Annotated in this window: 24 protein-coding genes; 14 read left to right on the top strand and 10 right to left on the bottom strand. The window is 59.2% G+C overall.

From position 1 onward, the window contains the following. Positions 1 to 30: 30 nt before the first annotated feature. A complete protein-coding gene (locus KGB21_RS22215) occupies positions 31 to 381 on the bottom strand; it encodes a hypothetical protein (protein WP_223506728.1) in 351 nt (116 codons plus the stop codon). Positions 382 to 528: 147 nt separating this feature from the next. On the opposite strand from KGB21_RS22215, the gene KGB21_RS22210 reads away from it, so the two are divergent. From KGB21_RS22210 to KGB21_RS22170, 9 genes are all read left to right on the top strand, one after another. Continuing rightward, a complete protein-coding gene (locus KGB21_RS22210) occupies positions 529 to 777 on the top strand; it encodes a hypothetical protein (protein WP_034146936.1) in 249 nt (82 codons plus the stop codon). A 20-nt stretch (positions 778 to 797) separates the two neighbouring features. Continuing rightward, the gene (locus KGB21_RS22205; RefSeq protein ID WP_223506727.1) at positions 798 to 1127 is read left to right on the top strand and encodes a DUF6388 family protein; all 330 of its coding nucleotides are present in this window, start codon (positions 798 to 800) and stop codon (positions 1125 to 1127) included. Positions 1128 to 1152: 25 nt separating this feature from the next. After that, positions 1153 to 1857: a YoaK family protein gene (locus KGB21_RS22200; RefSeq protein ID WP_223506726.1), complete on the top strand. Its 705-nt coding sequence runs from the start codon at positions 1153 to 1155 to the stop codon at positions 1855 to 1857. Between the two features lie 198 nt (positions 1858 to 2055). Further along, entirely contained in the window at positions 2056 to 2448 is a 393-nt protein-coding gene (tusD, locus tag KGB21_RS22195; protein ID WP_223506725.1) for a sulfurtransferase complex subunit TusD, read from the top strand. 1 nt (position 2449) lies between these two features. After that, entirely contained in the window at positions 2450 to 2812 is a 363-nt protein-coding gene (gene tusC, locus KGB21_RS22190; protein ID WP_034146933.1) for a sulfurtransferase complex subunit TusC, read from the top strand. Beyond that, positions 2812 to 3105 carry a sulfurtransferase complex subunit TusB gene (tusB, locus tag KGB21_RS22185; RefSeq protein ID WP_223506724.1) on the top strand — a complete coding sequence of 98 codons (294 nt, stop codon included), beginning with the start codon at positions 2812 to 2814 and terminating at the stop codon, positions 3103 to 3105. The genes tusC and tusB overlap by 1 nt, the downstream gene beginning before the upstream one ends. Further along, on the top strand, positions 3102 to 3437 hold the full coding sequence (locus KGB21_RS22180) for a TusE/DsrC/DsvC family sulfur relay protein (RefSeq protein WP_034146931.1): 336 nt from the start codon (positions 3102 to 3104) through the stop codon (positions 3435 to 3437). Before tusB ends, KGB21_RS22180 begins: the two co-directional genes overlap by 4 nt. Then, entirely contained in the window at positions 3434 to 4435 is a 1002-nt protein-coding gene (locus tag KGB21_RS22175; RefSeq protein ID WP_223506723.1) for a glycosyl transferase family protein, read from the top strand. The genes KGB21_RS22180 and KGB21_RS22175 overlap by 4 nt, the downstream gene beginning before the upstream one ends. Positions 4436 to 4525: 90 nt before the next feature. Continuing rightward, the gene (locus KGB21_RS22170) at positions 4526 to 5527 is read left to right on the top strand and encodes a glutathione S-transferase family protein (RefSeq protein WP_223506722.1); all 1002 of its coding nucleotides are present in this window, start codon (positions 4526 to 4528) and stop codon (positions 5525 to 5527) included. 129 nt (positions 5528 to 5656) lie between these two features. Here the strand turns inward: KGB21_RS22170 and cysG are convergent, their stop codons facing one another. The 6 genes from cysG to KGB21_RS22140 form a co-directional block, all read right to left on the bottom strand. Beyond that, positions 5657 to 7051: a siroheme synthase CysG gene (gene cysG, locus KGB21_RS22165; RefSeq protein ID WP_034146928.1), complete on the bottom strand. Its 1395-nt coding sequence runs from the start codon at positions 7049 to 7051 to the stop codon at positions 5657 to 5659. Next, complete coding sequence (gene serS, locus KGB21_RS22160; RefSeq protein ID WP_223506721.1) at positions 7052 to 8332, bottom strand: serine--tRNA ligase; 1281 nt, start codon at positions 8330 to 8332, stop codon at positions 7052 to 7054. 15 nt (positions 8333 to 8347) lie between these two features. After that, positions 8348 to 8722 (bottom strand): fluoride efflux transporter CrcB, encoded by a 375-nt coding sequence (gene crcB, locus KGB21_RS22155; protein ID WP_034146926.1) that lies wholly within the window; start codon positions 8720 to 8722, stop codon positions 8348 to 8350. After that, on the bottom strand, positions 8722 to 10044 hold the full coding sequence (locus KGB21_RS22150; protein WP_223506720.1) for a replication-associated recombination protein A: 1323 nt from the start codon (positions 10042 to 10044) through the stop codon (positions 8722 to 8724). The genes crcB and KGB21_RS22150 overlap by 1 nt, the downstream gene beginning before the upstream one ends. A 132-nt stretch (positions 10045 to 10176) precedes the next feature. After that, positions 10177 to 10800, bottom strand: coding sequence for an outer membrane lipoprotein chaperone LolA (gene lolA / locus KGB21_RS22145; protein WP_008008560.1), 624 nt, complete (start codon positions 10798 to 10800; stop codon positions 10177 to 10179). Between the two features lie 65 nt (positions 10801 to 10865). Beyond that, the gene (locus KGB21_RS22140) at positions 10866 to 13277 is read right to left on the bottom strand and encodes a DNA translocase FtsK (protein ID WP_223506719.1); all 2412 of its coding nucleotides are present in this window, start codon (positions 13275 to 13277) and stop codon (positions 10866 to 10868) included. A 308-nt stretch (positions 13278 to 13585) separates the two neighbouring features. Here KGB21_RS22140 and trxB point away from each other — a divergent pair, with 308 nt between their 5' ends. From trxB to infA, 4 genes are all read left to right on the top strand, one after another. Continuing rightward, positions 13586 to 14545, top strand: a complete 960-nt coding sequence (gene trxB, locus KGB21_RS22135) for a thioredoxin-disulfide reductase (RefSeq protein ID WP_223506718.1) — start codon at positions 13586 to 13588, stop codon at positions 14543 to 14545. A gap of 63 nt (positions 14546 to 14608) precedes the next feature. Then, positions 14609 to 15289, top strand: coding sequence for a leucyl/phenylalanyl-tRNA--protein transferase (gene aat, locus KGB21_RS22130; RefSeq protein ID WP_223506717.1), 681 nt, complete (start codon positions 14609 to 14611; stop codon positions 15287 to 15289). A 69-nt stretch (positions 15290 to 15358) separates the two neighbouring features. Further along, positions 15359 to 16066 carry an arginyltransferase gene (locus KGB21_RS22125; protein WP_034146921.1) on the top strand — a complete coding sequence of 236 codons (708 nt, stop codon included), beginning with the start codon at positions 15359 to 15361 and terminating at the stop codon, positions 16064 to 16066. Positions 16067 to 16177: 111 nt separating this feature from the next. Further along, positions 16178 to 16396 carry a translation initiation factor IF-1 gene (gene infA, locus KGB21_RS22120; protein WP_002553999.1) on the top strand — a complete coding sequence of 73 codons (219 nt, stop codon included), beginning with the start codon at positions 16178 to 16180 and terminating at the stop codon, positions 16394 to 16396. Positions 16397 to 16655: 259 nt separating this feature from the next. On the opposite strand, the gene clpA is transcribed toward infA, so the two are convergent. After that, positions 16656 to 18926 (bottom strand): ATP-dependent Clp protease ATP-binding subunit ClpA, encoded by a 2271-nt coding sequence (gene clpA / locus KGB21_RS22115; RefSeq protein WP_034146920.1) that lies wholly within the window; start codon positions 18924 to 18926, stop codon positions 16656 to 16658. A 30-nt stretch (positions 18927 to 18956) separates the two neighbouring features. Beyond that, complete coding sequence (clpS, locus tag KGB21_RS22110; protein WP_034146919.1) at positions 18957 to 19340, bottom strand: ATP-dependent Clp protease adapter ClpS; 384 nt, start codon at positions 19338 to 19340, stop codon at positions 18957 to 18959. A 218-nt stretch (positions 19341 to 19558) separates the two neighbouring features. On the opposite strand from clpS, the gene cspD reads away from it, so the two are divergent. Further along, positions 19559 to 19831: a cold shock domain-containing protein CspD gene (gene cspD / locus KGB21_RS22105; protein WP_317846738.1), complete on the top strand. Its 273-nt coding sequence runs from the start codon at positions 19559 to 19561 to the stop codon at positions 19829 to 19831. 80 nt (positions 19832 to 19911) lie between these two features. Here the strand turns inward: cspD and icd are convergent, their stop codons facing one another. Beyond that, entirely contained in the window at positions 19912 to 21168 is a 1257-nt protein-coding gene (icd, locus tag KGB21_RS22100; RefSeq protein ID WP_223506715.1) for an NADP-dependent isocitrate dehydrogenase, read from the bottom strand. Positions 21169 to 21522: the final 354 nt, after the last annotated feature.

Raw genomic sequence — 21522 nt, 5'->3', positions numbered from 1 at the left:
CCTACAAGGGGTTTGCGTCAATTCATACGATCACAGGCACGTGGCCAACGCTGCCAACCGGCGCTTGGCGACGAAGTCGTCCTTTTGCGCGTAGTAGCTCAACACGGTGCCGGAGGCATCGGTGGTCACGTCCACGAAAGACTCCGCCGAACGGGTGTAAACGGTGGTGCCGCCCTTCTCCGCAGGCTCGAGGTACGCTGCAGCGTCGACACCAAATACCGCTTCGTCTTGCCAGGAAAACTGCACACACTGGGCGACGTCTTTTGCCGGCTTGTCCGAGTTCAGGGTTTTGTACGGGGCCTTGGTGCGAGCATCGTTCATTGCCGAGCCCGCGCATCCCGCCAGCAAGGTAACGGCCAGCGCCACCATCAGAATTCGCATTGCATTCACTCATCAGGAAAAAGCGGACTGTATCACCGTGGCACCGCCTATCGTTCTGCTTTACTTCATTTATACCGCGACACCACGCGACGATTCGCGCACCCTGTCGCGCCATAACGCTGCATCGCACCTTTGACTGGAAACCCCATGACGCCCAACGCCGAGTTTTACAAACCGACCACTGAATACGCCGACAAGCTGATCAGCCAGATCGGGCAGACACCCTCCTGGATCGCCAAGCGCATCGGCGTCACCGACAAGCGGATTCGTTACATCCTCGATGGCGAACGAACCGTCAAAGGCGAAACCACGCCGATACAGATGACCTACACCGAGCAATTTGCCCTCGAATGTCTGGCGGCTGCGGCCAAGGCCAGCAAGAAACAGTCTTCGTAATCCATTCTCAAGGAGCGACCATGGCGGCATCCGAGCAGCAACACGAACAAGCGCTGAAGAAGTTTCTCGATGAACGTCCCGAGCTGCGCGTCGAACTCGACAACCTTAACCCGTTGCTGGCACAAGCCAAGGGCGAAACCGCGGCGCAGTATCGCGATGAGCGTCTGCACGAGGCCTTCGAAGCAGAAGCCGAGCGCCTCGGCCTGTTCGCCTGGGAACTGACCCTGCAACTGACCGCCGCTACCGCTGAGGACTATCAGGCCCAGCGCCTCGAAGTGCACAAGGAAGTGGCCGAGATGGCCGGCATGGACTGGCTGGAATATTGCGACTTATACGGGATTGAACCGTAACCTTTGCTGAAGGATCACCGCACCGATGCTGCCTACCGCCTCCAAGCCTCACGCCAGTCCCGGTCATCTGCACACACAGAAATGGCGTGGGCGCATCGGCTTGAGCCTGGTGGCCATGCTCTCGGTATTGGCCGGGATGACCGACGCCATCGGCTTCATGGCCAGCGGCGATTTTGTGTCCTTCATGAGCGGTAACACCACCCGCATGGCGGTTGCCATCAGTGCCGGTGACCTGGGATTGACCCTGCGTCTGGTGCTGCTCATCGCCACGTTCATCGTCGGCAACGCGCTGGGGATTATCGTAAGCCGGCTCGGCGGGCGCCGGTCGCTGCCGTTGCTGTTGTGCATTGCTGCCCTTCTGTGTGGCGCCGCAGCCTGGCCTTATGACTCGCAGTTGCCCGCCCTGCTGGCGGCGATCATCGCCATGGGCATGCTCAATGCCGCCGTGGAAGAGGTCAACGGCCTGCCTGTCGGCCTGACTTACGTCACCGGCGCCCTGTCGCGCTTCGGCCGCGGGTTGGGTCGCTGGATGCTCGGCGAACGTCGTAATGGCTGGCGCGTGCAATTGATCCCCTGGACCGGCATGTTTGCCGGCGCGGTACTCGGTGCCGTGCTGGAACATCAGTTCGGGCTCAAGGCGTTGTTTGCCAGCGGTTTGTTGGCTGCCGCGCTGGGTTTGCTGTCGCTGAAAATCCCGCGGCGCTGGCAGTTGGGTTATATGCCCCGCTGAGTTTTACGTTGCCTGTTCGGCCACCATCGCTGGCAAGCCAGCTCCCACAGGGATTGGTGTGATGCCCAAGATTGCAGGTTCACCGCAAAACCTGTGGGAGCTGGCTTGCCAGCGATGAGGCCCGCACAAACAACATCGATTTAGCCGCCCCGCCGATAAAGCTTTATCATGGCCGCAGTTTCGCTGATCGAGTCCGTCATGAAGTTCGCCATCGCCATATTCTCCGCCGCCCATGCGCCCTCCTCGCGCCGCGCCTTGCTGTTCGCCCAGGCTGCGCTGGCCGGCGGGCATGAAATTGTCCGGCTGTTTTTCTACCAGGATGGCGTATTCAACGCGTCCAGCAGCGTGGTTACGCCCCAGGACGAGCAGGATTTACCCAAGCACTGGCGCGCCTTTGTCAGCGAGCACCAACTGGACGGCGTGGTGTGCATCGCCGCCGCTCTGCGCCGAGGCGTGTTGAACGAGGAAGAAGCCAAGCGCTATCAACGCGAAGCCGTCGCCGTCGGTGCGCCGTGGGAATTGTCCGGCCTCGGCCAGTTGCACGATGCGGTGCAGGACGCTGACCGGCTGATCTGTTTCGGAGGCGCTTGAGATGGCTAAATCCTTATTGATCATCAGCCGCCAATCGCCATGGTCCGGCCCGGGTGCGCGGGAGGCGCTGGACATCGTGCTGGCCGGCGGCGCGTTCGATCTGCCCATTGGCCTGCTGTTTCTCGATGACGGCGTGTTTCAACTCGCCGCGCAACAGAACGCCAAGGCCCTGCAACAGAAAGACCTGAGCGCCAACCTGCAAGCCCTTCCGATGTTTGGCGTTGAAGAACTGTTTGTCTGTAGCGACAGCGTTGCCGAACGAGGCCTGGCCCCAGAAGCACTGTCGCTGGAGGAAGCCCAAGCGCTGGCCGCCGACGAAATTACCGCACTCATTGACCGTTACGACCAGGTGATCACCCTCTGATGTCGACTTTGCATGTGTTGTCTCACTCTCCGTTCGGCGACGATCGCCTGAGCAGCTGCCTGCGCGTGATCGGCGCGAACGATGCGTTGCTGCTGTCCGGCGACGCGGCCTATGCCTTGCAGCCGGGCACTGCACCTTTCAGCGCGCTAAACGATCGCAGCCTGGCTCTCTACGTCCTGGCCGAAGATGCCCAGGCACGCGCCATCGAGATCCCGGACTGGGCCAAGGCCATCGACTACCCGGCCTTCGTCGAGCTGTCGATCCACCACGACAAGGTCAACAGCTGGCTATGAATGCATTAACGATCGGCGCCCGCGCCATCGAACTGGACAAGGACGGCTTTCTGGTCGAGCTAAGTGACTGGTCCGCCGATGTGGCCACTGCTCTGGCGGCGGCCGAAGACATCGAGTTGAGCCCGGAACACTGGGAAATTCTCGAGCTGCTGCGCAGTTTCTACGCCGAATTCCAGCTCTCACCGGCCACCCGTCCGCTGATCAAGTACACCGCATTGAAGCTCGGCCCGGAAAAAGGCAACAGCCTGCACCTGAACCGACTGTTCAAAGGCACCCCCGCCAAACTCGCCGCGAAACTGGCGGGCCTGCCCAAACCGACGAATTGCTTATGACCGACTATCCAGCGCTGACCCTCGAAACACCCGCCGAGCACCCGTTCGCCCAGTTCGTGCGAATCCTCGGCAAAGGCAAACGCGGCGCCCGCGACCTGACTCGCGAAGAAGCCCGCGAGGCCATGGGCATGGTGCTTGATGAAAAGGTCGAAGACACCCAGCTCGGCGCCTTCCTGATGCTGCTGCGACACAAGGAAGAAAGCGCCGAGGAAATGGCCGGTTTCACCGAAGCCTTGCGTGAACGCTTGAATCCGCCTGCGCTGGCGGTCGACCTGGACTGGCCGACCTACGCCGGCAAGAAGCGTCATTTGCCGTGGTATCTGTTGGCCGCCAAGTGCCTGGCGCAGAACGGCGTGCGGATTTTCATGCACGGCGCTGGCGCCCACACGGCGGGTCGCTTGTATAGCGAACAGCTGCTGGATGAGCTGAACATCCCGTTGTGCCGTAACTGGCAACAGGTCAGTACGGCGCTGGACAACGGCGGCCTCGCCTTCATGCCGTTGCTGGACTGGGCGCCGCAACTGCAACGCATGATCGACCTGCGCAACACTTTGGGTCTTCGCTCGCCGATTCACTCGCTGGCGCGAATTCTCAACCCGCTCGGCGCGCGCTGTGGTCTGCAAAGTATCTTCCACCCCGGCTACCAGGCAGTGCATCGCGATGCCAGCGGCTTGCTCGGCGACACCGCGATCGTGGTCAAGGGCGATGGCGGCGAGATCGAGATTAACCCGGACGCCGACAGCCACTTGTACGGCACCACCGGTGGCGAAAGCTGGGATGAGGAATGGCCGCAACTGTCGAGCCAGCGCCACGTCAAACCGGCCAGCCTCGAACCCGAGCATCTGAAAGCCGTGTGGCGCGGTGATGTGGTCGACAGCTACCCGCAAATGGCCCTGATCTCCACCATGGCCCTGGCCTTGCGTGGCCTCGGCCAATCCCGCGAGCAGGCGTTCGAAACCGCCCAGCAATATTGGGATGCGCGGGACAAATCGATTTAACCGATCATAACCGTCCAACCTTTGCGCTTTTTTATCGAACCTATCGGCATAGACTCTTCTCCAACGCTTATCGGTTGAGGAGTCGCGAACATGGGTTTATTAGTCGAAGGTCGCTGGCAGGACAAGTGGTACGAAAGCAGCAAGGACGGCGCGTTCCAACGGGAACAGGCGCAGCGTCGCAACTGGGTGACCGCTGACGGCCAGCCGGGCCCGACCGGTGTCGCAGGCTTTGCCGCTGAGGCGGGGCGCTATCACCTCTATGTGTCCCTCGCCTGTCCGTGGGCTCATCGCACGCTGATCCTGCGCAAACTCAAAGGCCTCGAAAGCCTGATCGACGTATCGGTGGTCAGCTACTTGATGCTGGAAAACGGCTGGACCTTCGACAAGGCCCACGGCTCAACCGGCGACAAACTCGATCACTTCGACTTCATGCATCAGCGCTACACCGCCGACACCGCCGATTACACCGGTCGCGTCACCGTGCCGGTGCTGTGGGACAAACAGCAGAAGCGCATCGTCAACAACGAATCGGCGGAGATCATCCGCATGTTCAACGGCGCATTCGATGAGCTGACCGGCAATGACCTGGATTTCTATCCGCAGGTGCTGCGTGGCGAGATTGATGCGCTGAACGAGCGGATTTATCCGGCGGTGAACAACGGCGTTTACCGCGCCGGGTTTGCTACCTCGCAAACGGCTTATGAAGAAGCGTTCGACGAATTGTTTGCGGAACTGGCTCGACTGGAACAGGTGCTGGGTGCCAACCGTTACCTGACGGGCGAATACCTGACCGAAGCGGACATCCGCTTGTTCACCACGATAATTCGCTTCGACGCCGTGTATTACGGGCACTTCAAGTGCAACCTGCATCGGATCGCCGATTACCCAAACCTGTCGAACTGGCTGCGAGAGATTTACCAGTGGCCGGGCATTGCCGAGACGGTGAGTTTTGAACACATCAAGAATCACTATTACGGCAGCCACAAGACCATCAACCCGACGGGCATCGTGCCGAAAGGGCCGGAGCAGGATTTCACCGCACCGCATGATCGGGAGCGGTTGAGTGGGAAAGGGGTTTGGCGCAGGGCCTGAAATTTACGTAGGCTTTGAAAGCCCCATCGCTGGCAAGCCAGCTCCCACAGTGATCTATGTGATGTTGAAGATTGTCGCTTCAACACAAAACCTGTGGGAGCTGGCTTGCCAGCGATTGGCACACCCGGTTCAGAGTTGCCCCTGAGCCCCTTCAAACCACGCCAGTTTCTCACGCAGTTGCACCACTTCCCCCACGATCACCAGCGTCGGCGCATGCACTTCATGCTCCGCCACCAGTCGTGGAAGATCGGCCAACGTGCCGGTAAACACCCGCTGATTGACCGTCGTGCCCTGCTGAATCAACGCCGCCGGTGTATCCGCGCCGCGACCATGCTTGATCAACTGCTCGCAGATGCTCGGCAAGCCCACCAGCCCCATGTAGAACACCAGGGTTTGCGCCGGCGCGACCAAATCAGCCCACGGCAAATCAGTCGTACCGTCCTTCAGGTGACCGGTAATAAACCGCACAGACTGCGCGTAATCGCGGTGGGTCAACGGAATCCCGGCATACGCCGCGCAACCGCTGGCCGCCGTGATACCCGGCACAACCTGGAACGGGATGCCATGGGCCGCCAATTCTTCGATCTCTTCACCGCCACGGCCGAAGATGAACGGATCACCGCCCTTCAACCGCACCACACGCTTGCCTTGCTTGGCCAGGTCCACCAATTGCTGGTTGATCTGATCCTGCGGCACGGCGTGATCGGCGCGGCGCTTGCCGACGTAAACCCGCTCGGCATCGCGGCGGCACAACTCGAGAATCGCGGGCGCCACCAACCGGTCGTACAGCACCACATCGGCTTGCTGCATCAGGCGCAAAGCGCGGAAGGTCAGCAGGTCCGGATCACCCGGCCCGGCACCGACCAGATACACCTCGCCAGTGGCCACCGGCGCTTCACCATCGATCTTCGCTTGCAGCAAACGTTCGGCTTCAGCACCCTGCCCGGCCAGTTGCCGGTCGGCAATCGCACCCTGGAAAACGTCTTCCCAGAACGCACGACGCTGTTGCACATCCGGAAACAGGCCTTTGACCTGATTACGGAAACGCGCCGCCAGTCCGGCCAGTTGACCGTAGGTGGAAGGAATCCAGGTTTCGATCTTGGCGCGGATCAAACGCGCCAGCACCGGCGCATCGCCGCCGCTGGACACGGCAATGATCAACGGCGAGCGGTCCACGATCGCCGGGAAGATCACGCTGCACAGGGCCGGTGCGTCTACCACGTTGACCGGCACGCAACGCCGATGGGCATCAGCGGAGACTTGTGCGTTCAGCGATTCATCATCGGTAGCGGCGATGATCAAGCCGCAGCCGTCCAGATCTGCCTCGACGTAACCACGCAACACACACTCACCACCGCTGGCAGCGACCAGTTCGCTCAGCTGCGTTTCGATTTCAGGTGCGACCACCCGCAGCAGCGCACCGGCATCGGCCAGCAGGCGGGATTTGCGCAAGGCAATCTCCCCCCCACCGACAACCAACACACGACTGCCGCGAAGGTTATGGAACAGCGGCAGATATTTCATTTAGCCGATGACCTCGAGGCCACCCATGTACGGTTTCAGTACGTCTGGCACTCGAATCGAACCGTCGGCCTGCTGGTAGTTTTCCAACACAGCGACGAGAGTACGACCGACCGCCAGGCCGGAACCGTTCAAGGTGTGCACCAGTTCCGGCTTGCCGGTTTCCGGGTTGCGGAAACGCGCTTGCATGCGACGGGCCTGGAAGTCGCCGCAGTTGGAGCACGACGAGATTTCTCGGTATTTGACCTGGCTCGGAATCCACACTTCCAGGTCGTAGGTCTTGACCGCGCCGAAGCCCATGTCACCGGTGCACAGGGCAATCGTGCGGTACGGCAATTCCAGCAGTTGCAGGACTTTCTCGGCGTTGGCGGTCAGGCCTTCCAGCGCTTCCATCGAGGTCGATGGTTCAACGATCTGCACCATTTCGACCTTGTCAAACTGGTGCTGGCGGATCATGCCGCGGGTGTCGCGACCCGATGCGCCGGCTTCACTACGGAAGCATGGGGTATGAGCCACGAACTTGATCGGCAGCAGTTTCGAATCGACGATTTCGCCGGCGACGATGTTGGTCAGCGACACTTCGGCAGTCGGGATCAGGTACAGATCGGCTTCGCCTTCGCGAGCGATCTTGAACAGGTCTTCTTCGAATTTCGGCAACTGACCGGTGCCTTGCAGCGCAGGCGCCTGGACCAGATAAGGTGTGTAAGCCTCTTCGTAACCGTGCTCGGTGACGTGCAGGTTGATCATGAACTGCGCCAGGGCGCGGTGCATGCGCGCGATCGGGCCGCGCAGCAGGGCGAAACGGGCGCCGGACAGCTTGGCGGCGGTTTCGAAGTCCAGCCAGCCGAATTTCTCGCCCAGGGCCACGTGGTCCAGAACCGGGAAATCGAACGCGGTCGGCGTGCCCCAGCGGCGCACTTCGACGTTGTCGTCTTCGTCTTTACCGACCGGCACGGATTCGTGCGGCAGGTTGGGGATGCCGAGGAGGATCGAGTCCAATTCGGTCTGGATCGCGTCCAGTTCGACTTTACCGGCGCTCAACTCGCCCGCCATGCGCTCGACGTCCGCCATCAACGGCGCGATGTCTTCGCCGCGCTGCTTGGCCTGACCGATGGATTTGGAGCGCGCATTACGTTCAGCCTGCAGTGCTTCGGTGCGGGTCTGGACGGTCTTGCGCTGTTCTTCCAGCGCTTCGATGCGCGCGACATCCAGGGCGAAGCCACGGGATGCCAGGCGGTCCGCTACGTCCTGAAGGTTGCTACGTAACAGTTTGGAATCGAGCATATCGGTCTCTCGTTATCAAAGTTTGGTCAAGGACAGGCCAGCCCAGGTGGCAAGCAGCCCGCCGAATACGCTGATGGCCGCATAGCCCAATGCTAGCGGAACTTGTCCGCTTTCGAGCAGACGCACGGTATCCAGTGAAAAAGATGAAAAAGTCGTCAACCCTCCGAGGAAGCCGACGATCAACCCGGCACGCACCTCGATCGGCACCTCCGGGCGAATCAAAAACAGACCGTATAGAACGCCGATCAGCAAACAGCCCACGATATTAACGGCGAGCGTCGCGGTATAGAAGTGCCGCGGCCAATTAGCGTTGATCCAGTTACCCGTGGCAAAGCGCAACAGGGTGCCAGCGATGCCGCCGATGGAAACCGCAACGATCAGAGGAACCACTATTTTCTCCGCTGCCGGGGGCTTAGTCGGTCGAGTTGAGCGAGGTGATTGAGCTTCTCGCCGATCTTCAACTCCAGGCCTCGCGGCACCGGCTGATAGAACGGTTGCGGCTCAAGTTCCTCCGGAAAGTAATCTTCGCCAGCGGCGTAAGCGTCCGGCTCGTCGTGGGCATAGCGGTATTCGTCGCCATAGCCGAGCTGCTTCATCAGCTTAGTCGGCGCATTGCGCAAATGCAGTGGCACTTCCAGCGAACCATGTTCGGTGGCGCTGCGCATGGCGGCCTTGAAGCCCATGTACACCGCATTGCTTTTCGGCGCGCAGGCCAGATAAGTGATGGCCTGCGCCACTGCCAGCTCACCTTCGGGACTGCCGAGGCGTTCCTGCACTTCCCACGCCGCCAGGCACAGGCTCAGCGCACGTGGATCAGCGTTGCCGATGTCTTCGCTGGCCATGCGCACCACGCGCCGGGCCAAGTACAACGGATCGCAACCGCCGTCGATCATCCGCGCGAACCAATACAACGCGCCGTCGGGATTGGAACCGCGTACCGATTTGTGCAGTGCGGAAATCTGGTCGTAGAACGCTTCGCCGCCCTTGTCGAAACGGCGACGGGTATCACCGAGCAAACTTTGCAGCAGCTCAGTGCCGATCTCGCTGTCGTCTTCAGCGAGGTCCGAGGCGTTTTCCAGCAGGTTGAGCAAACGTCGGCCATCGCCATCGGCGGCCGACAGCAGCATCTGGAAACCTTCATCACTGAGGGTCAGGTTACGTTTGCCCAGCCCCCGCTCTTCGGTCAGCGCGCGGTGCACCAGCTTGCGCAGGGCAGCTTCGTCGAGACTCTTGAGCACGTAGACTCGGGCGCGGGACAGCAAGGCGTTGTTGAGTTCGAAGGACGGGTTTTCCGTGGTCGCGCCGATGAAGATCAGCGTGCCGTCTTCAACGTACGGCAGGAACGCGTCCTGTTGGGACTTGTTGAAGCGATGCACTTCATCGACGAACAGGATGGTGCGCTTGCCGTATTGCCCGGCCTGCTGCTTGGCGATCTCGACCGCCTGACGGATTTCCTTGACCCCGGCCAATACCGCCGAGACCGTTTCGAAGTGCGCATCCGAGACTTCCGCCAGCAACCGCGCCAGGGTGGTTTTGCCCACGCCCGGCGGGCCCCAGAAAATCATCGAATGCAGGGCACCCTGCTCCAGCGCTTCGCGCAAAGGCTTGCCGCGAGCGAGCACGTGTTCCTGACCGACGTACTCGTCCAGATTGGTCGCGCGCAGGCGGGCGGCCAATGGCTGTGCGATCGGGGCACTGCGAAACAGGTCCATCACGTTCTTTCAAAACCTCGCTATGAAAGCATCCCCTGTAGGAGCCGGCTTGCTGGCGATGGTGGGTCAGTCGACATTAATGTTGAATGACCCACCATCGCCAGCAAGCCGGCTCCTACAAAGGTTTTGCGTTTATTCCTGGATCACGTCCGCCCCTTTAGGGATGTCGAACTTGAACTTGGACGCCGGGATCGGCTCGTTGGCCTTCACACCGGTGAACAGGATATTGGTGCGCTGACCGACGCTGTCAATCATCTGCATATCGTTGACCAGACCATTGCGGAAGGACAGGCGCAGGCTGTCGAACAGGGTGTCCTTGGTCTTCGGTTTCAGGGTGAAGTCGATCACGCCACCCGCTTCCTTGGCGCTGATGTCGAAGCTCTGGCTGATCTTCGACACGTCACCGGACAGCAGCAACGCTGGCGTCTGGGTCAGGCGCTGGTCGAGGTTCTTGATGGTTGCCTGTTCCAGATCCGGGTCCCACAGGGTCACTTTTTTGCCATCGGAGACCATGGTTTGCTCGGCTGGCGCATTGGTGTGCCAGTAGAACAACCCCGGGCGTTGCAGGGACATTTCACCGGCGGTTTCCTGCAATTGGGTGCCAGAACCGTCGAGGGTCAGCTGAGAGAAACGTGCGCTCAGGGTCTGGGATTTTTCCAGCAGTTGAGTCAGACGCGCCACGTCCTTGTCATCGGCGTGGGCCGAGAGCGTGGTCAAAGCCAGTACCGGCAGCAACAGCATGCGGATAAGACGCATGGGAGTCCTCATAACATTCGTGGGAGTACGGGCGGCGCCGAGGACACCACCCTTTCAAATTCAGGTCAGTCGCGCACCGGGCCAGGGGCCAGGACTTCACGCGAACCGTTGGTGTTCATGGACGTCACGACCCCGGCCATTTCCATGGCTTCGATCATGCGCGCGGCGCGGTTGTAGCCGATCTTCAGCTTGCGTTGAACCGCGGAAATGGACGCACGGCGGCTTTCCAGAACGAACTGCACCGCCTCGTCGTACAGCGCGTCAGCCTCGGGATCATCACCGTCGCCACCACCGCTGCTGCCTTCGAAGCCGCTGCCGGCCTCTTCGACACCGTTGAGAATGTCGTCGTTGTACTCCGGCGCACCGCGCAGTTTCCAGGCCTCCACCACGCGGTGTACTTCATCGTCGGAAACGAAGGCACCGTGGACACGGATCGGCAGGCTGGTGCCCGGGGGCATGTACAGCATGTCACCGTGGCCGAGCAGTTGTTCGGCGCCGCCCTGGTCGATGATGGTCCGGGAGTCGATCTTGCTCGATACCTGGAACGCCATACGGGTCGGAATGTTGGCCTTGATCAGGCCGGTGATCACGTCCACCGACGGTCGCTGGGTCGCGAGGATCAAGTGGATACCGGCCGCACGTGCCTTCTGGGCGATACGGGCGATCAGTTCTTCAACCTTCTTGCCGACGATCATCATCATGTCGGCGAATTCGTCCACGACCACGACGATGGTCGGCAACTTTTGCAGCAGCGGCGCTTCGTCGTGGATGCTTTCGCGTTTGTACAGCGGATCGCTCAATGGCTCGCCGGCGTCCTGGGCTTCCTTGACCTTGGCATTGAAGCCCGACAGGTTTCGTACGCCCATCTTCGCCATCAGCTTGTAGCGTCGCTCCATCTCGGCAACGCTCCAACGCAAGGCGTTGGCCGCATCCTTCATGTCGGTGACCACCGGGCACAGCAGGTGCGGAATGCCTTCGTAGATCGACAGCTCAAGCATTTTCGGGTCGATCATGATCAGCTTGGCGTCTTCCGGGCCGGACTTGAACAGGATCGACAGGATCATCGCGTTCACACCCACCGACTTACCGGAACCGGTGGTACCGGCCACCAACAGGTGAGGCATTTTCGCCAGGTCAGTGATGACCGGTTTGCCGCCGATGTCATGACCCAAGGCCAGGGTGACCGGCGATTTGAAGTTGTCGTACTCGGGGGTCGACAGCACCTCGGAGAAGCGCACGATCTGCCGGTCTTCGTTGGGAATCTCGATACCGACCGTGGTCTTGCCCGGAATCACTTCCACCACGCGCACGCTGGTCACGGCCAGGGAGCGCGCCAAGTCTTTCGCCAGGTTGGAGATGCGGCTGACCTTGACCCCGGCTGCCGGCTGGATTTCGTAACGGGTAATCACCGGGCCCGGGTGGATCGAATCCACGGTCACTTCGACGCCGAATTCCTTGAGCTTGATTTCCAGCAAATGGCCGACTGCCGCCAGGGATTCAGGCGAGTAATTGAGTTGTTTCTTTTCCGCTGGATCGAGAATCGAGATCGGCGGCAAGGTGCCTTCCACGGCACTGTCGACGAACAACGGTGCCTGCTTCTCTTTTTCTACGCGCTTGCTCGGCGCTGGAGGTTTCGGTGGAGCCGGCGCAATCACCGGCGGCACCTGCTTCTCGCGCTCGGACATGTGCTTGCTCAGCGCTTGCTCGCGCTCGATCAGACGTTCCTTGACCTTGGCCTGTTCACGTTTATCGGTAACGGTTGGCGCCACTACGTCGTGCACGCGATCGTCGACTTCACGCAATTGCGCGACCAGTTGCTTGCGTTCGGTACGGGCTGCCCACCAGCGATTGGCCGCGCCCTGGAACAGTTCGAACAGGTCGAGGGTGATCTTGCCGGTGACGTCCATCACCTTGAACCACGACAGGTCGGTGAACACCGTCAGACCGAACAGGAACAGGGCAATGAACAACAGCGTGCTGCCCTGAATGTTCAGGGCATTCTTCGCCAGGTCGCCAAGGCTTTCGCCCAGTGCGCCACCAGCACCGGCCGGCAGACCGGTCGCGGCATGAAAATGGATATGCGCCAGCGCTGCGCCGGACAGCACCAAAAACACCAGGCCGATCAGGCGCCAGGAAAACAGCCAACCGCTCCACTGCCACGGTTCATGGCGCTGACGGAAGATCTGGTAAGCCTTGATCGCCAGCAGCAGCGGGAAGATGTAGGCAAAGTAGCCGAGCACCATGAATAGGATGTCGGCGCTGTAGGAGCCGGCCGGGCCGCCGAAATTCTGAACGTCGTCGATCTTGCTGTTGTGGCTCCAGCCCGGATCGTCCTTGCCATAGGTCAGCAAGGCCATCATCAGGAACAGGCACAGGGCGCCGATGGCAATCAGCGCACCTTCCTTGAGTCGGTAGTGCAAATGCTGGCGCCAGAGCGGAACCACGGCTGGTTTAGGTGCTGCGGTGGATTTCTTCAAAACGCTACTATTCCTGCGCCTATGGCGCGTCCATCTGTTGAATGACTATAAAAAACTGCCCAATCCAGGCAGGTAAAAAAGTTAACAGGCGTAACTGGGACTACTTTTAACACTGCGCCCCGGTTTTTATAAACACGGAGCGCGATGCTTATTTTGTTACAAACACTGTTACAGCCAGGCATTGTACGGGTTTGTGCGCCCGATGCCATGCCTGAGATCCTTGGCTGTAGCATAGTCAAAAACACATTACATGCGACTCAATTTGAGCACGCATTCTCTTTTGTGACAAAGGCTTATGAGGTGTTTCTATGAGCGAAGCGAAGCATTCCCGCCTGATCATCCTCGGTTCCGGCCCTGCCGGTTACAGCGCAGCCGTTTATGCCGCCCGCGCCAACCTCAAACCCGTTGTCATTACCGGCATACAGGCAGGTGGCCAGCTCACCACCACCGTTGAAGTCGATAACTGGCCCGGCGATGTCGAGGGCCTCACCGGTCCGGTGCTGATGGAACGCATGCAAAAACACGCCGAGCGCTTTGACACAGAGATCGTTTACGACCACATCCATACCGCCAAGTTGCAACAGCGCCCATTCGAACTGATTGGCGACAGCGGCACTTACACCTGCGACGCCCTGATCATCGCCACCGGAGCCTCGGCACAATATTTGGGGCTGCCGTCGGAAGAAACATTCGCCGGCAAGGGCGTTTCAGCCTGCGCGACCTGCGATGGCTTCTTCTATCGCAATCAGGTGGTCGCGGTGGTCGGCGGCGGTAACACGGCGGTCGAAGAGGCGCTTTACCTGTCGAACATCGCCAAGGAAGTCCACTTGATTCATCGTCGCGACAAGCTGCGCTCGGAGAAGATTCTTCAGGACAAACTCTTCGACAAAGCCGCCAACGGCAATATTCGCCTGCACTGGAACCAGAATCTGGATGAAGTGCTGGGCGACGCCAGCGGCGTGACCGGCGCGCGCCTGCGCGACAGCCATACCGGCGCGACTCAGGAATTACCCCTTGCTGGGGTGTTCATTGCCATCGGCCACAAGCCCAACACTGACCTTTTCACCGGCCAACTGGAAATGCGTGACGGCTACCTGCTGGTCAAGGGCGGCAGCGAAGGCGATGCGACCGCCACCGCCATCGCAGGCGTATTCGCAGCCGGTGACGTGGCCGATCATGTCTATCGGCAGGCGGTCACTTCAGCCGGGGCTGGCTGCATGGCGGCGCTGGATGCGGAAAAATACCTCGACGACATTCCCGCCGTTTGACGGCACACTGAGTGGCGGGCCAACGACCCGCCACTGCCCTCCCCTTCTGCAAGCCCGGACGCCATGCTGACTTGGTTACAACGCAATACCCTGACTTTCCCGCCGCTGGAAAAAGCCATGCGCGACCCCAACGGGCTGCTGGCTGCCGGTGGTGACCTGTCCGCCGATCGGCTGATCCGCGCCTATCGCCACGGCTGCTTCCCATGGTTCTCGGAAGGCCAGCCAATCCTCTGGTGGTCGCCGGACCCGCGCACCGTGTTGTTTCCCGACGAATTGCACGTCTCGCGCAGCCTGAACAAACTGCTGCGCCAACAACGCTATCAAGTGACCTTCGATCAGGATTTCGCTGCGGTCATCCGCGCCTGTGCTGCGCCGCGGGATTACGCCGATGGCACCTGGATCACCGAAGCCATGCAGGACGCTTACATAGAATTGCACCGGCGCGGTCATGCGCATTCGGTAGAAGTCTGGGACCAGGGCGAACTTGTCGGCGGACTGTATGGCCTGGCCATGGGGCGGCTGTTTTTTGGCGAGTCCATGTTCAGTCGCGCCGACAACGCCTCTAAATATGGTTTTGCCACACTGGTGCGTCATCTGAAAGACTCCGGTTTCGTGTTGATCGATTGCCAGATGCCCACCGACCATCTGCACAGCCTGGGTGCCCGGGCGATTGCCCGCAGCGTATTTGCCGGCTATCTGGCCCAGTATCTGGACCAGCCCAGCGGCGCAACCTGGGTTTGCTGAGCGTCTTTTGCGCGCGTGGCTTACACTTAGAGACGCCCCCTAATTAAAAGCTTATCCCGAGGGTTGATCATGACCGAGTTGGCGCGTTTGAAGTTCTATGCCACTCAGCCCCACTCTTGCAGCTATCTGCCTGAGGAGCAGGCCACGACCCTGTTCCTTGATCCCAGCCAGCCCATGGATGTGCATGTCTATGCAGACCTGTCGGAAATGGGTTTTCGTCGCAGTGGCGACCACTTGTATCGGCCCCATTGCCAAAACTGCAACGCCTGCGTACCGGCGCGTATTCCTGTAGGCCAATTCACGCCAAACCGTCAGCAGAAACGCATTTTCAAACGCAACGCCGATTTGCAGGTGCGCCCTGCCAAACCGGGTTTCAGCGAAGAGTATTTCGATCTATATCAGCGTTACATCGAACAGCGTCACGCCGATGGCGATATGTACCCGCCCAGTCGCGATCAATTTTCGACATTCCTGGTACGCGACCTGCCGTTTTCGCGCTTCTACGAATTTCGTCTCGACGGACGGCTGCTGGCGATCGCCGTCACCGATCTTCTGCCGAATGGTCTGTCGGCGGTCTACACCTTCTATGAACCCGCCGAAGAACGCCGCAGCCTGGGACGTTTCGCGATTCTGTGGCAAATTGCCGAGGCCCGACGCCTGGGGCTGGACGCGGTTTACTTGGGCTACTGGATCAAAAACTGCAAAAAAATGAGCTACAAGACCCAATATCGGCCCATTGAACTGCTGATTAACCAGCGCTGGGTCGTTCTGAACTAGTGCACGGCCTAAACCCCTTGGCTTGACCCCCACTTTTCGGGCACAATGCACGCCGCTTTTGCCTGGCGCAGTTGCACCGGGCCATTCATTGGACACCGAGGGCTTTACTGCATGTCGAAAGAAGACAGCTTCGAAATGGAAGGCACTGTCGTCGACACCCTGCCCAACACCATGTTTCGTGTGGAGTTGGAAAATGGGCACGTCGTAACCGCGCATATTTCCGGCAAGATGCGCAAGAACTACATTCGTATTCTTACCGGTGACAAAGTGCGCGTCGAGCTGACGCCCTATGACTTGAGCAAAGGGCGCATCACTTACCGCGCTCGCTAATCAAGTCAATACAAGACGCCCGGCTTATGCCGGGCGTTTTTGTTTGTCTGCGATTTGCCCGACATCGAACGCTGATCCACTGATCCACTGATCCACTGTAGGAGCTGCCGAAGGCTGCGATCTTTTGATCTTGTTTTTTAAAATCAAAAGATCGCAGCCTTCGGCAGCTCCTACAGGGATCAGGGATCAGGCGAAGAATCGGATGACGGATAACAAAAAGGCGCCAATCGGCGCCTTTTTGCTTTGTTGCGGTTTAACGTCAGGCCATTTCAGCCGTGGTTTCGAACTCGAAGGTCAGCTCGCCGTCCTTGATGTCGATGTGTACCACACCGCCATGTTCGGCCAGCTCACCAAAGAGAATCTCCTCCGCCAGTGGACGCTTGATCTTGTCCTGGATCAGGCGAGCCATTGGTCGAGCACCCATCGCTGCGTCGTAACCACCGGCCGCCAGCCAGCTGCGGGCCGCATCGGTGACTTCCAGCAAGACACGCTTGTCTTCCAGCTGCGCCTGAAGCTCGATAAGGAACTTGTCCACCACACTTTTGATGACCTCATGACTGAGGCGACCAAACTGGATGATGGTGTCCAGACGGTTACGGAATTCCGGCGTGAAGCTCTTCTTGATCACTTCCATCGCATCGGAAGAGTGATCCTGATAGGTGAAGCCGATCGAAGCACGCGCCGCGGTTTCCGCACCGGCGTTGGTCGTCATGATGACGATCACGTTACGGAAATCGGCCTTGCGCCCGTTGTTATCGGTGAGCGTACCGTGGTCCATGACCTGCAGCAGCAGGTTGAAGACTTCCGGATGCGCCTTCTCGATCTCATCGAGCAACAGCACGCAGTGTGGCTGCTTGGTGATGGCTTCGGTCAGCAGACCGCCCTGGTCAAACCCGACATAACCCGGAGGTGCACCGATCAGACGCGATACGGTGTGGCGCTCCATGTACTCGGACATGTCGAAACGCACCAGCTCGACGCCCAAAGCCTTGGCCAACTGGCGCGCCGCTTCGGTTTTACCGACACCGGTAGGACCGGCGAACAGGAACGAACCGACAGGCTTGTCAGGTGACTTGAGGCCGGCACGGGACAACTTGATCGCGGTCGCCAACGAATCAATCGCTGCATCCTGCCCAAACACCGTCAGCTTCAGGTCACGCTCAAGGTTACGCAGCAGTTCTTTGTCGGAACTGGTGACATGCTTTGGCGGAATCCGCGCGATTTTCGCGACGATGTCCTCGACTTGCGGCACCTCGATGCGTTTCACACGCTTCTCGATTGGCTGCAGACGCTGATAGGCACCTGCTTCGTCGATGACATCGATAGCCTTGTCCGGCATGTGCCGATCATTGATGTACCGCGAAGCCAGTTCGGCAGCGGCACGCAGGGCTTCATCACTGTATTCGATATTGTGGTGGCTCTCGAAACGCCCTTTGAGGCCGCGCAGAATGCCGATGGTGTCTTCCACCGAAGGCTCCGACACATCGACCTTCTGGAAGCGCCGAGCCAGAGCACGGTCCTTCTCGAAGATCCCGCGGAATTCCTGGAACGTGGTCGACCCGATGCAGCGAATATCGCCGGACGACAGCAGCGGTTTGAGCAGGTTCGAAGCGTCCATGACGCCACCCGAGGCGGCACCCGCACCGATGATGGTGTGGATTTCGTCGATGAACAGGATCGCCTGCGGACGTTTTTTCAGCTCATTGAGCAACGCCTTGAAGCGCTTCTCGAAATCACCGCGGTATTTGGTCCCGGCCAGCAAGGCACCCAAGTCGAGGGAATACACCACGCTGTTGGCCAGCAGGTCTGGCACCTGGTTGTCGACAATGCGTTTGGCCAGGCCTTCGGCAATCGCGGTTTTACCCACGCCCGCCTCGCCCACCAGCAACGGATTGTTTTTGCGACGACGCGCGAGGATCTGCGCGACGCGTTCGACTTCCAGCTCACGACCTACCAGCGGATCGATACGACCCTGGCGCGCGAGTTCGTTAAGGTTGCTTGCATAAGCATCCAGGGGATTGCCTGAAGAAGAAGACTCACCGCCCTCGTCGTCCTGCATATCTTGCTCGCCCTCAGAGTGATCGCCGTGCCCTGGCACCTTGGATATGCCATGGGCGATGTAGTTGACGACATCGATACGGGCAACGCTCTGCTGTTTCAGCAGGAACACTGCCTGACTCTCTTGCTCACTGAAGATCGCGACCAGCACGTTGGCGCCAGTCACTTCGCGTTTGCCCGAGCTCTGTACGTGGAACACAGCACGTTGCAATACACGCTGGAAGCCCAGGGTTGGCTGGGTTTCGCGGTCCTCGTCATGCACGGGGATCAATGGCGTGGTGGAGTCGATGAACTCCTGCAGGTCGTGCTTGAGTTTTTCGAGGTTTGCGCCGCAGGCACGCAGAACGGTGGCGGCAGCCTCATTGTCCAATAGGGCCAGCAAAAGGTGTTCGACGGTCATGAATTCATGACGCTTCGAACGAGCCTCCTTGAAGGCAAGATTGAGGGTGACTTCGAGCTCGCGGTTTAACATAGCTTCACCTCATACCCAAGTGTCCGGCGATTAACCGTCCTTCTCGATTTCACAGAGTAGCGGATGCTGGCTTTCCCTGGCGTACTGGTTGACCTGCATGGCCTTGGTCTCGGCGATGTCGCGGGTAAACACTCCACATACTGCCCGTCCTTCTGTATGGACGGCCAGCATGACCTTGGTCGCCAGCTCGCGATTCAGGTTAAAAAACACCTCGAGCACTTCGACGACGAAATCCATCGGTGTGTAGTCATCATTGAACAAAACCACCTTGTACATCGGCGGTGCCTGTAATGCAGGCTTTGCCTCCTGAACAGCAATGCCTGCGGAATCGTCGTCGTGTTCCTCCGGGTGATCTTTCTGGAGAGTCGGGCGATCCTGATTGAATGTTAGTCGAATCTGGCTGATTGCATGCATGGAAAGAAAGGTTCGTCAGTTGTGCAAATACAGTGGTGGGGGCGGCTGTCAGCGTTTTCAACTCCGACTGCCTGGTCACCTTGACTATCGGCAAAACGGTGTTACAACCAATAGAGCCCACAGTGGGTAAAAAAGGTCCGCGGAGTCAACTTTTTTCGAAGAAATGACTGCGGATGAACTGGATGATACTCCAGTGATGGAGTCTGTTGCAGAGGGATATGGGTATGTCAGGCGTCAAGGTCAGCGGCAAGGTGAAATGGTTCAACAACGCCAAGGGTTACGGCTTTATCAATGAGGATGGCAAAAGCGAAGACCTGTTCGCGCATTTCTCGGCCATTCAAATGGATGGCTATAAAACCCTGAAAGCCGGGCAAGCTGTCGTGTTCGAAATTATCCAGGGACCAAAAGGTCTGCACGCCGTGAATATCGGCAATCCTGTGGATGTTTCGAATACCATTGCACCTGCCACGCAACAAACCGTTACGGTGTAAGACCGCCCCGCCCTCCAGTCATAAAAAAACCGCCCGAGTCAGTTCTTGAGTCGGGCGGTTTTTTCGTTGCCTGGATTCGCTTACATGTGCGAAATCATGGCATCGCCAAACGCCGAAGACGAAAGCAGCGTGGCGCCGTCCATCAAACGCTCGAAGTCATAGGTCACGGTCTTGGCGGAAATCGCACCATTGGTGCCCTTGATGATCAGGTCGGCCGCTTCGGTCCAGCCCATGTGGCGCAACATCATTTCGGCGGAGAGGATCAGCGAACCCGGGTTCACCTGGTCCTTGCCGGCGTATTTCGGTGCAGTACCGTGGGTGGCTTCGAACATGGCCACGGTGTCGGACAGGTTGGCACCTGGCGCGATACCGATACCGCCCACTTCCGCCGCCAGGGCGTCGGAGAGGTAGTCGCCGTTCAGATTCAGGGTCGCGATCACATCGTACTCGGCCGGGCGCAGCAGAATCTGCTGGAGCATGGCGTCGGCGATGGCATCCTTGACGATGACGTTCTTGCCGGTTTTCGGGTTCTTGAACTGCATCCAAGGTCCGCCGTCGAGCAGGGTCGCGCCGAATTCTTCAGCCGCCACTTCGTAGGCCCATTCCTTGAAGGCACCTTCGGTGAACTTCATGATGTTGCCTTTGTGCACGATGGTCAGCGAATCGCGGTCGTTATCGACCACATATTGCAGGGCCTTGCGCGCCAGACGCTTGGTACCTTGCAGGGAAACCGGCTTGACGCCGATGCCGCAGTTTTCGTCGAAACGGATCTTGGTAACGCCCATTTCTTCTTTAAGGAATTTGATGACCTTGGTGGCTTCGGCGGAACCGGCCTTCCACTCGATGCCGGCATAGATGTCTTCGGAGTTCTCGCGGAAGATCGTCATGTCGACGTCGCCTGGCTTCTTGACCGGGCTCGGCACGCCTTCGAACCAGCGCACCGGACGCAGGCAGACATACAAGTCGAGTTGTTGGCGCAGCGCCACGTTCAGGGAGCGAATGCCACCGCCGACCGGGGTGGTCAACGGGCCTTTGATGGAAACCACGTAATCCTTGACCGCGTCCAGGGTTTCCTGAGGCAGCCAGGTGTCCTGATCGTAAACCTGAGTCGCTTTTTCCCCGGCGTACACTTCCATCCAGGAAATCTTGCGCTCGCCGCCGTAAGCCTTCTTCACAGCAGCATCGACAACCTTGATCATGACCGGGCTGATATCAACCCCAATGCCGTCGCCTTCGATGAAGGGAATGATCGGGTTATTAGGAACATTGAGAGAATGGTCTGCATTGACGGTGATTTTGTCGCCGACGGCTGGAACCTGAATCTTCTTGTAACCCATGCTGAACTCCATTGATTGGATTGAACATCTGGCTTCATTCGAGCGTAACCCAGTTGAATCGGCGCGCAAACCCTATGTTCTATCCATATGCCGCAAAGCTGCACAACCCGCGACCTACAAGCCTGAAAGCAAAGGGAAAAGCGCCAAACTCAAGCACGACGAATGACCTTACGCCCTGCTCGCTCCTGCGACCTTTAGACCAATGGACGACATTCGTTGTGTATGAACCATCGGCAGATTGCCAGCTACCTATGTATAATGCGGCCGCTGACTAAAGGGTCACGTCAGGCTGAACAGCTCTACGACGAGTGTTTCCGCCCGATGAGACGGTTTGCTATCGCAGTCCGTCTGCTT

It is taken from the genome of Pseudomonas sp. GL-RE-29 (genome assembly GCF_019947275.1).
GTDB classification, from domain to species: Bacteria; Pseudomonadota; Gammaproteobacteria; order Pseudomonadales; family Pseudomonadaceae; genus Aquipseudomonas; species Aquipseudomonas fluorescens_A.
The sequence above is the reverse complement of the archived record's forward strand: the minus strand, read 5'-3'. Positions and strand labels throughout refer to the sequence as shown.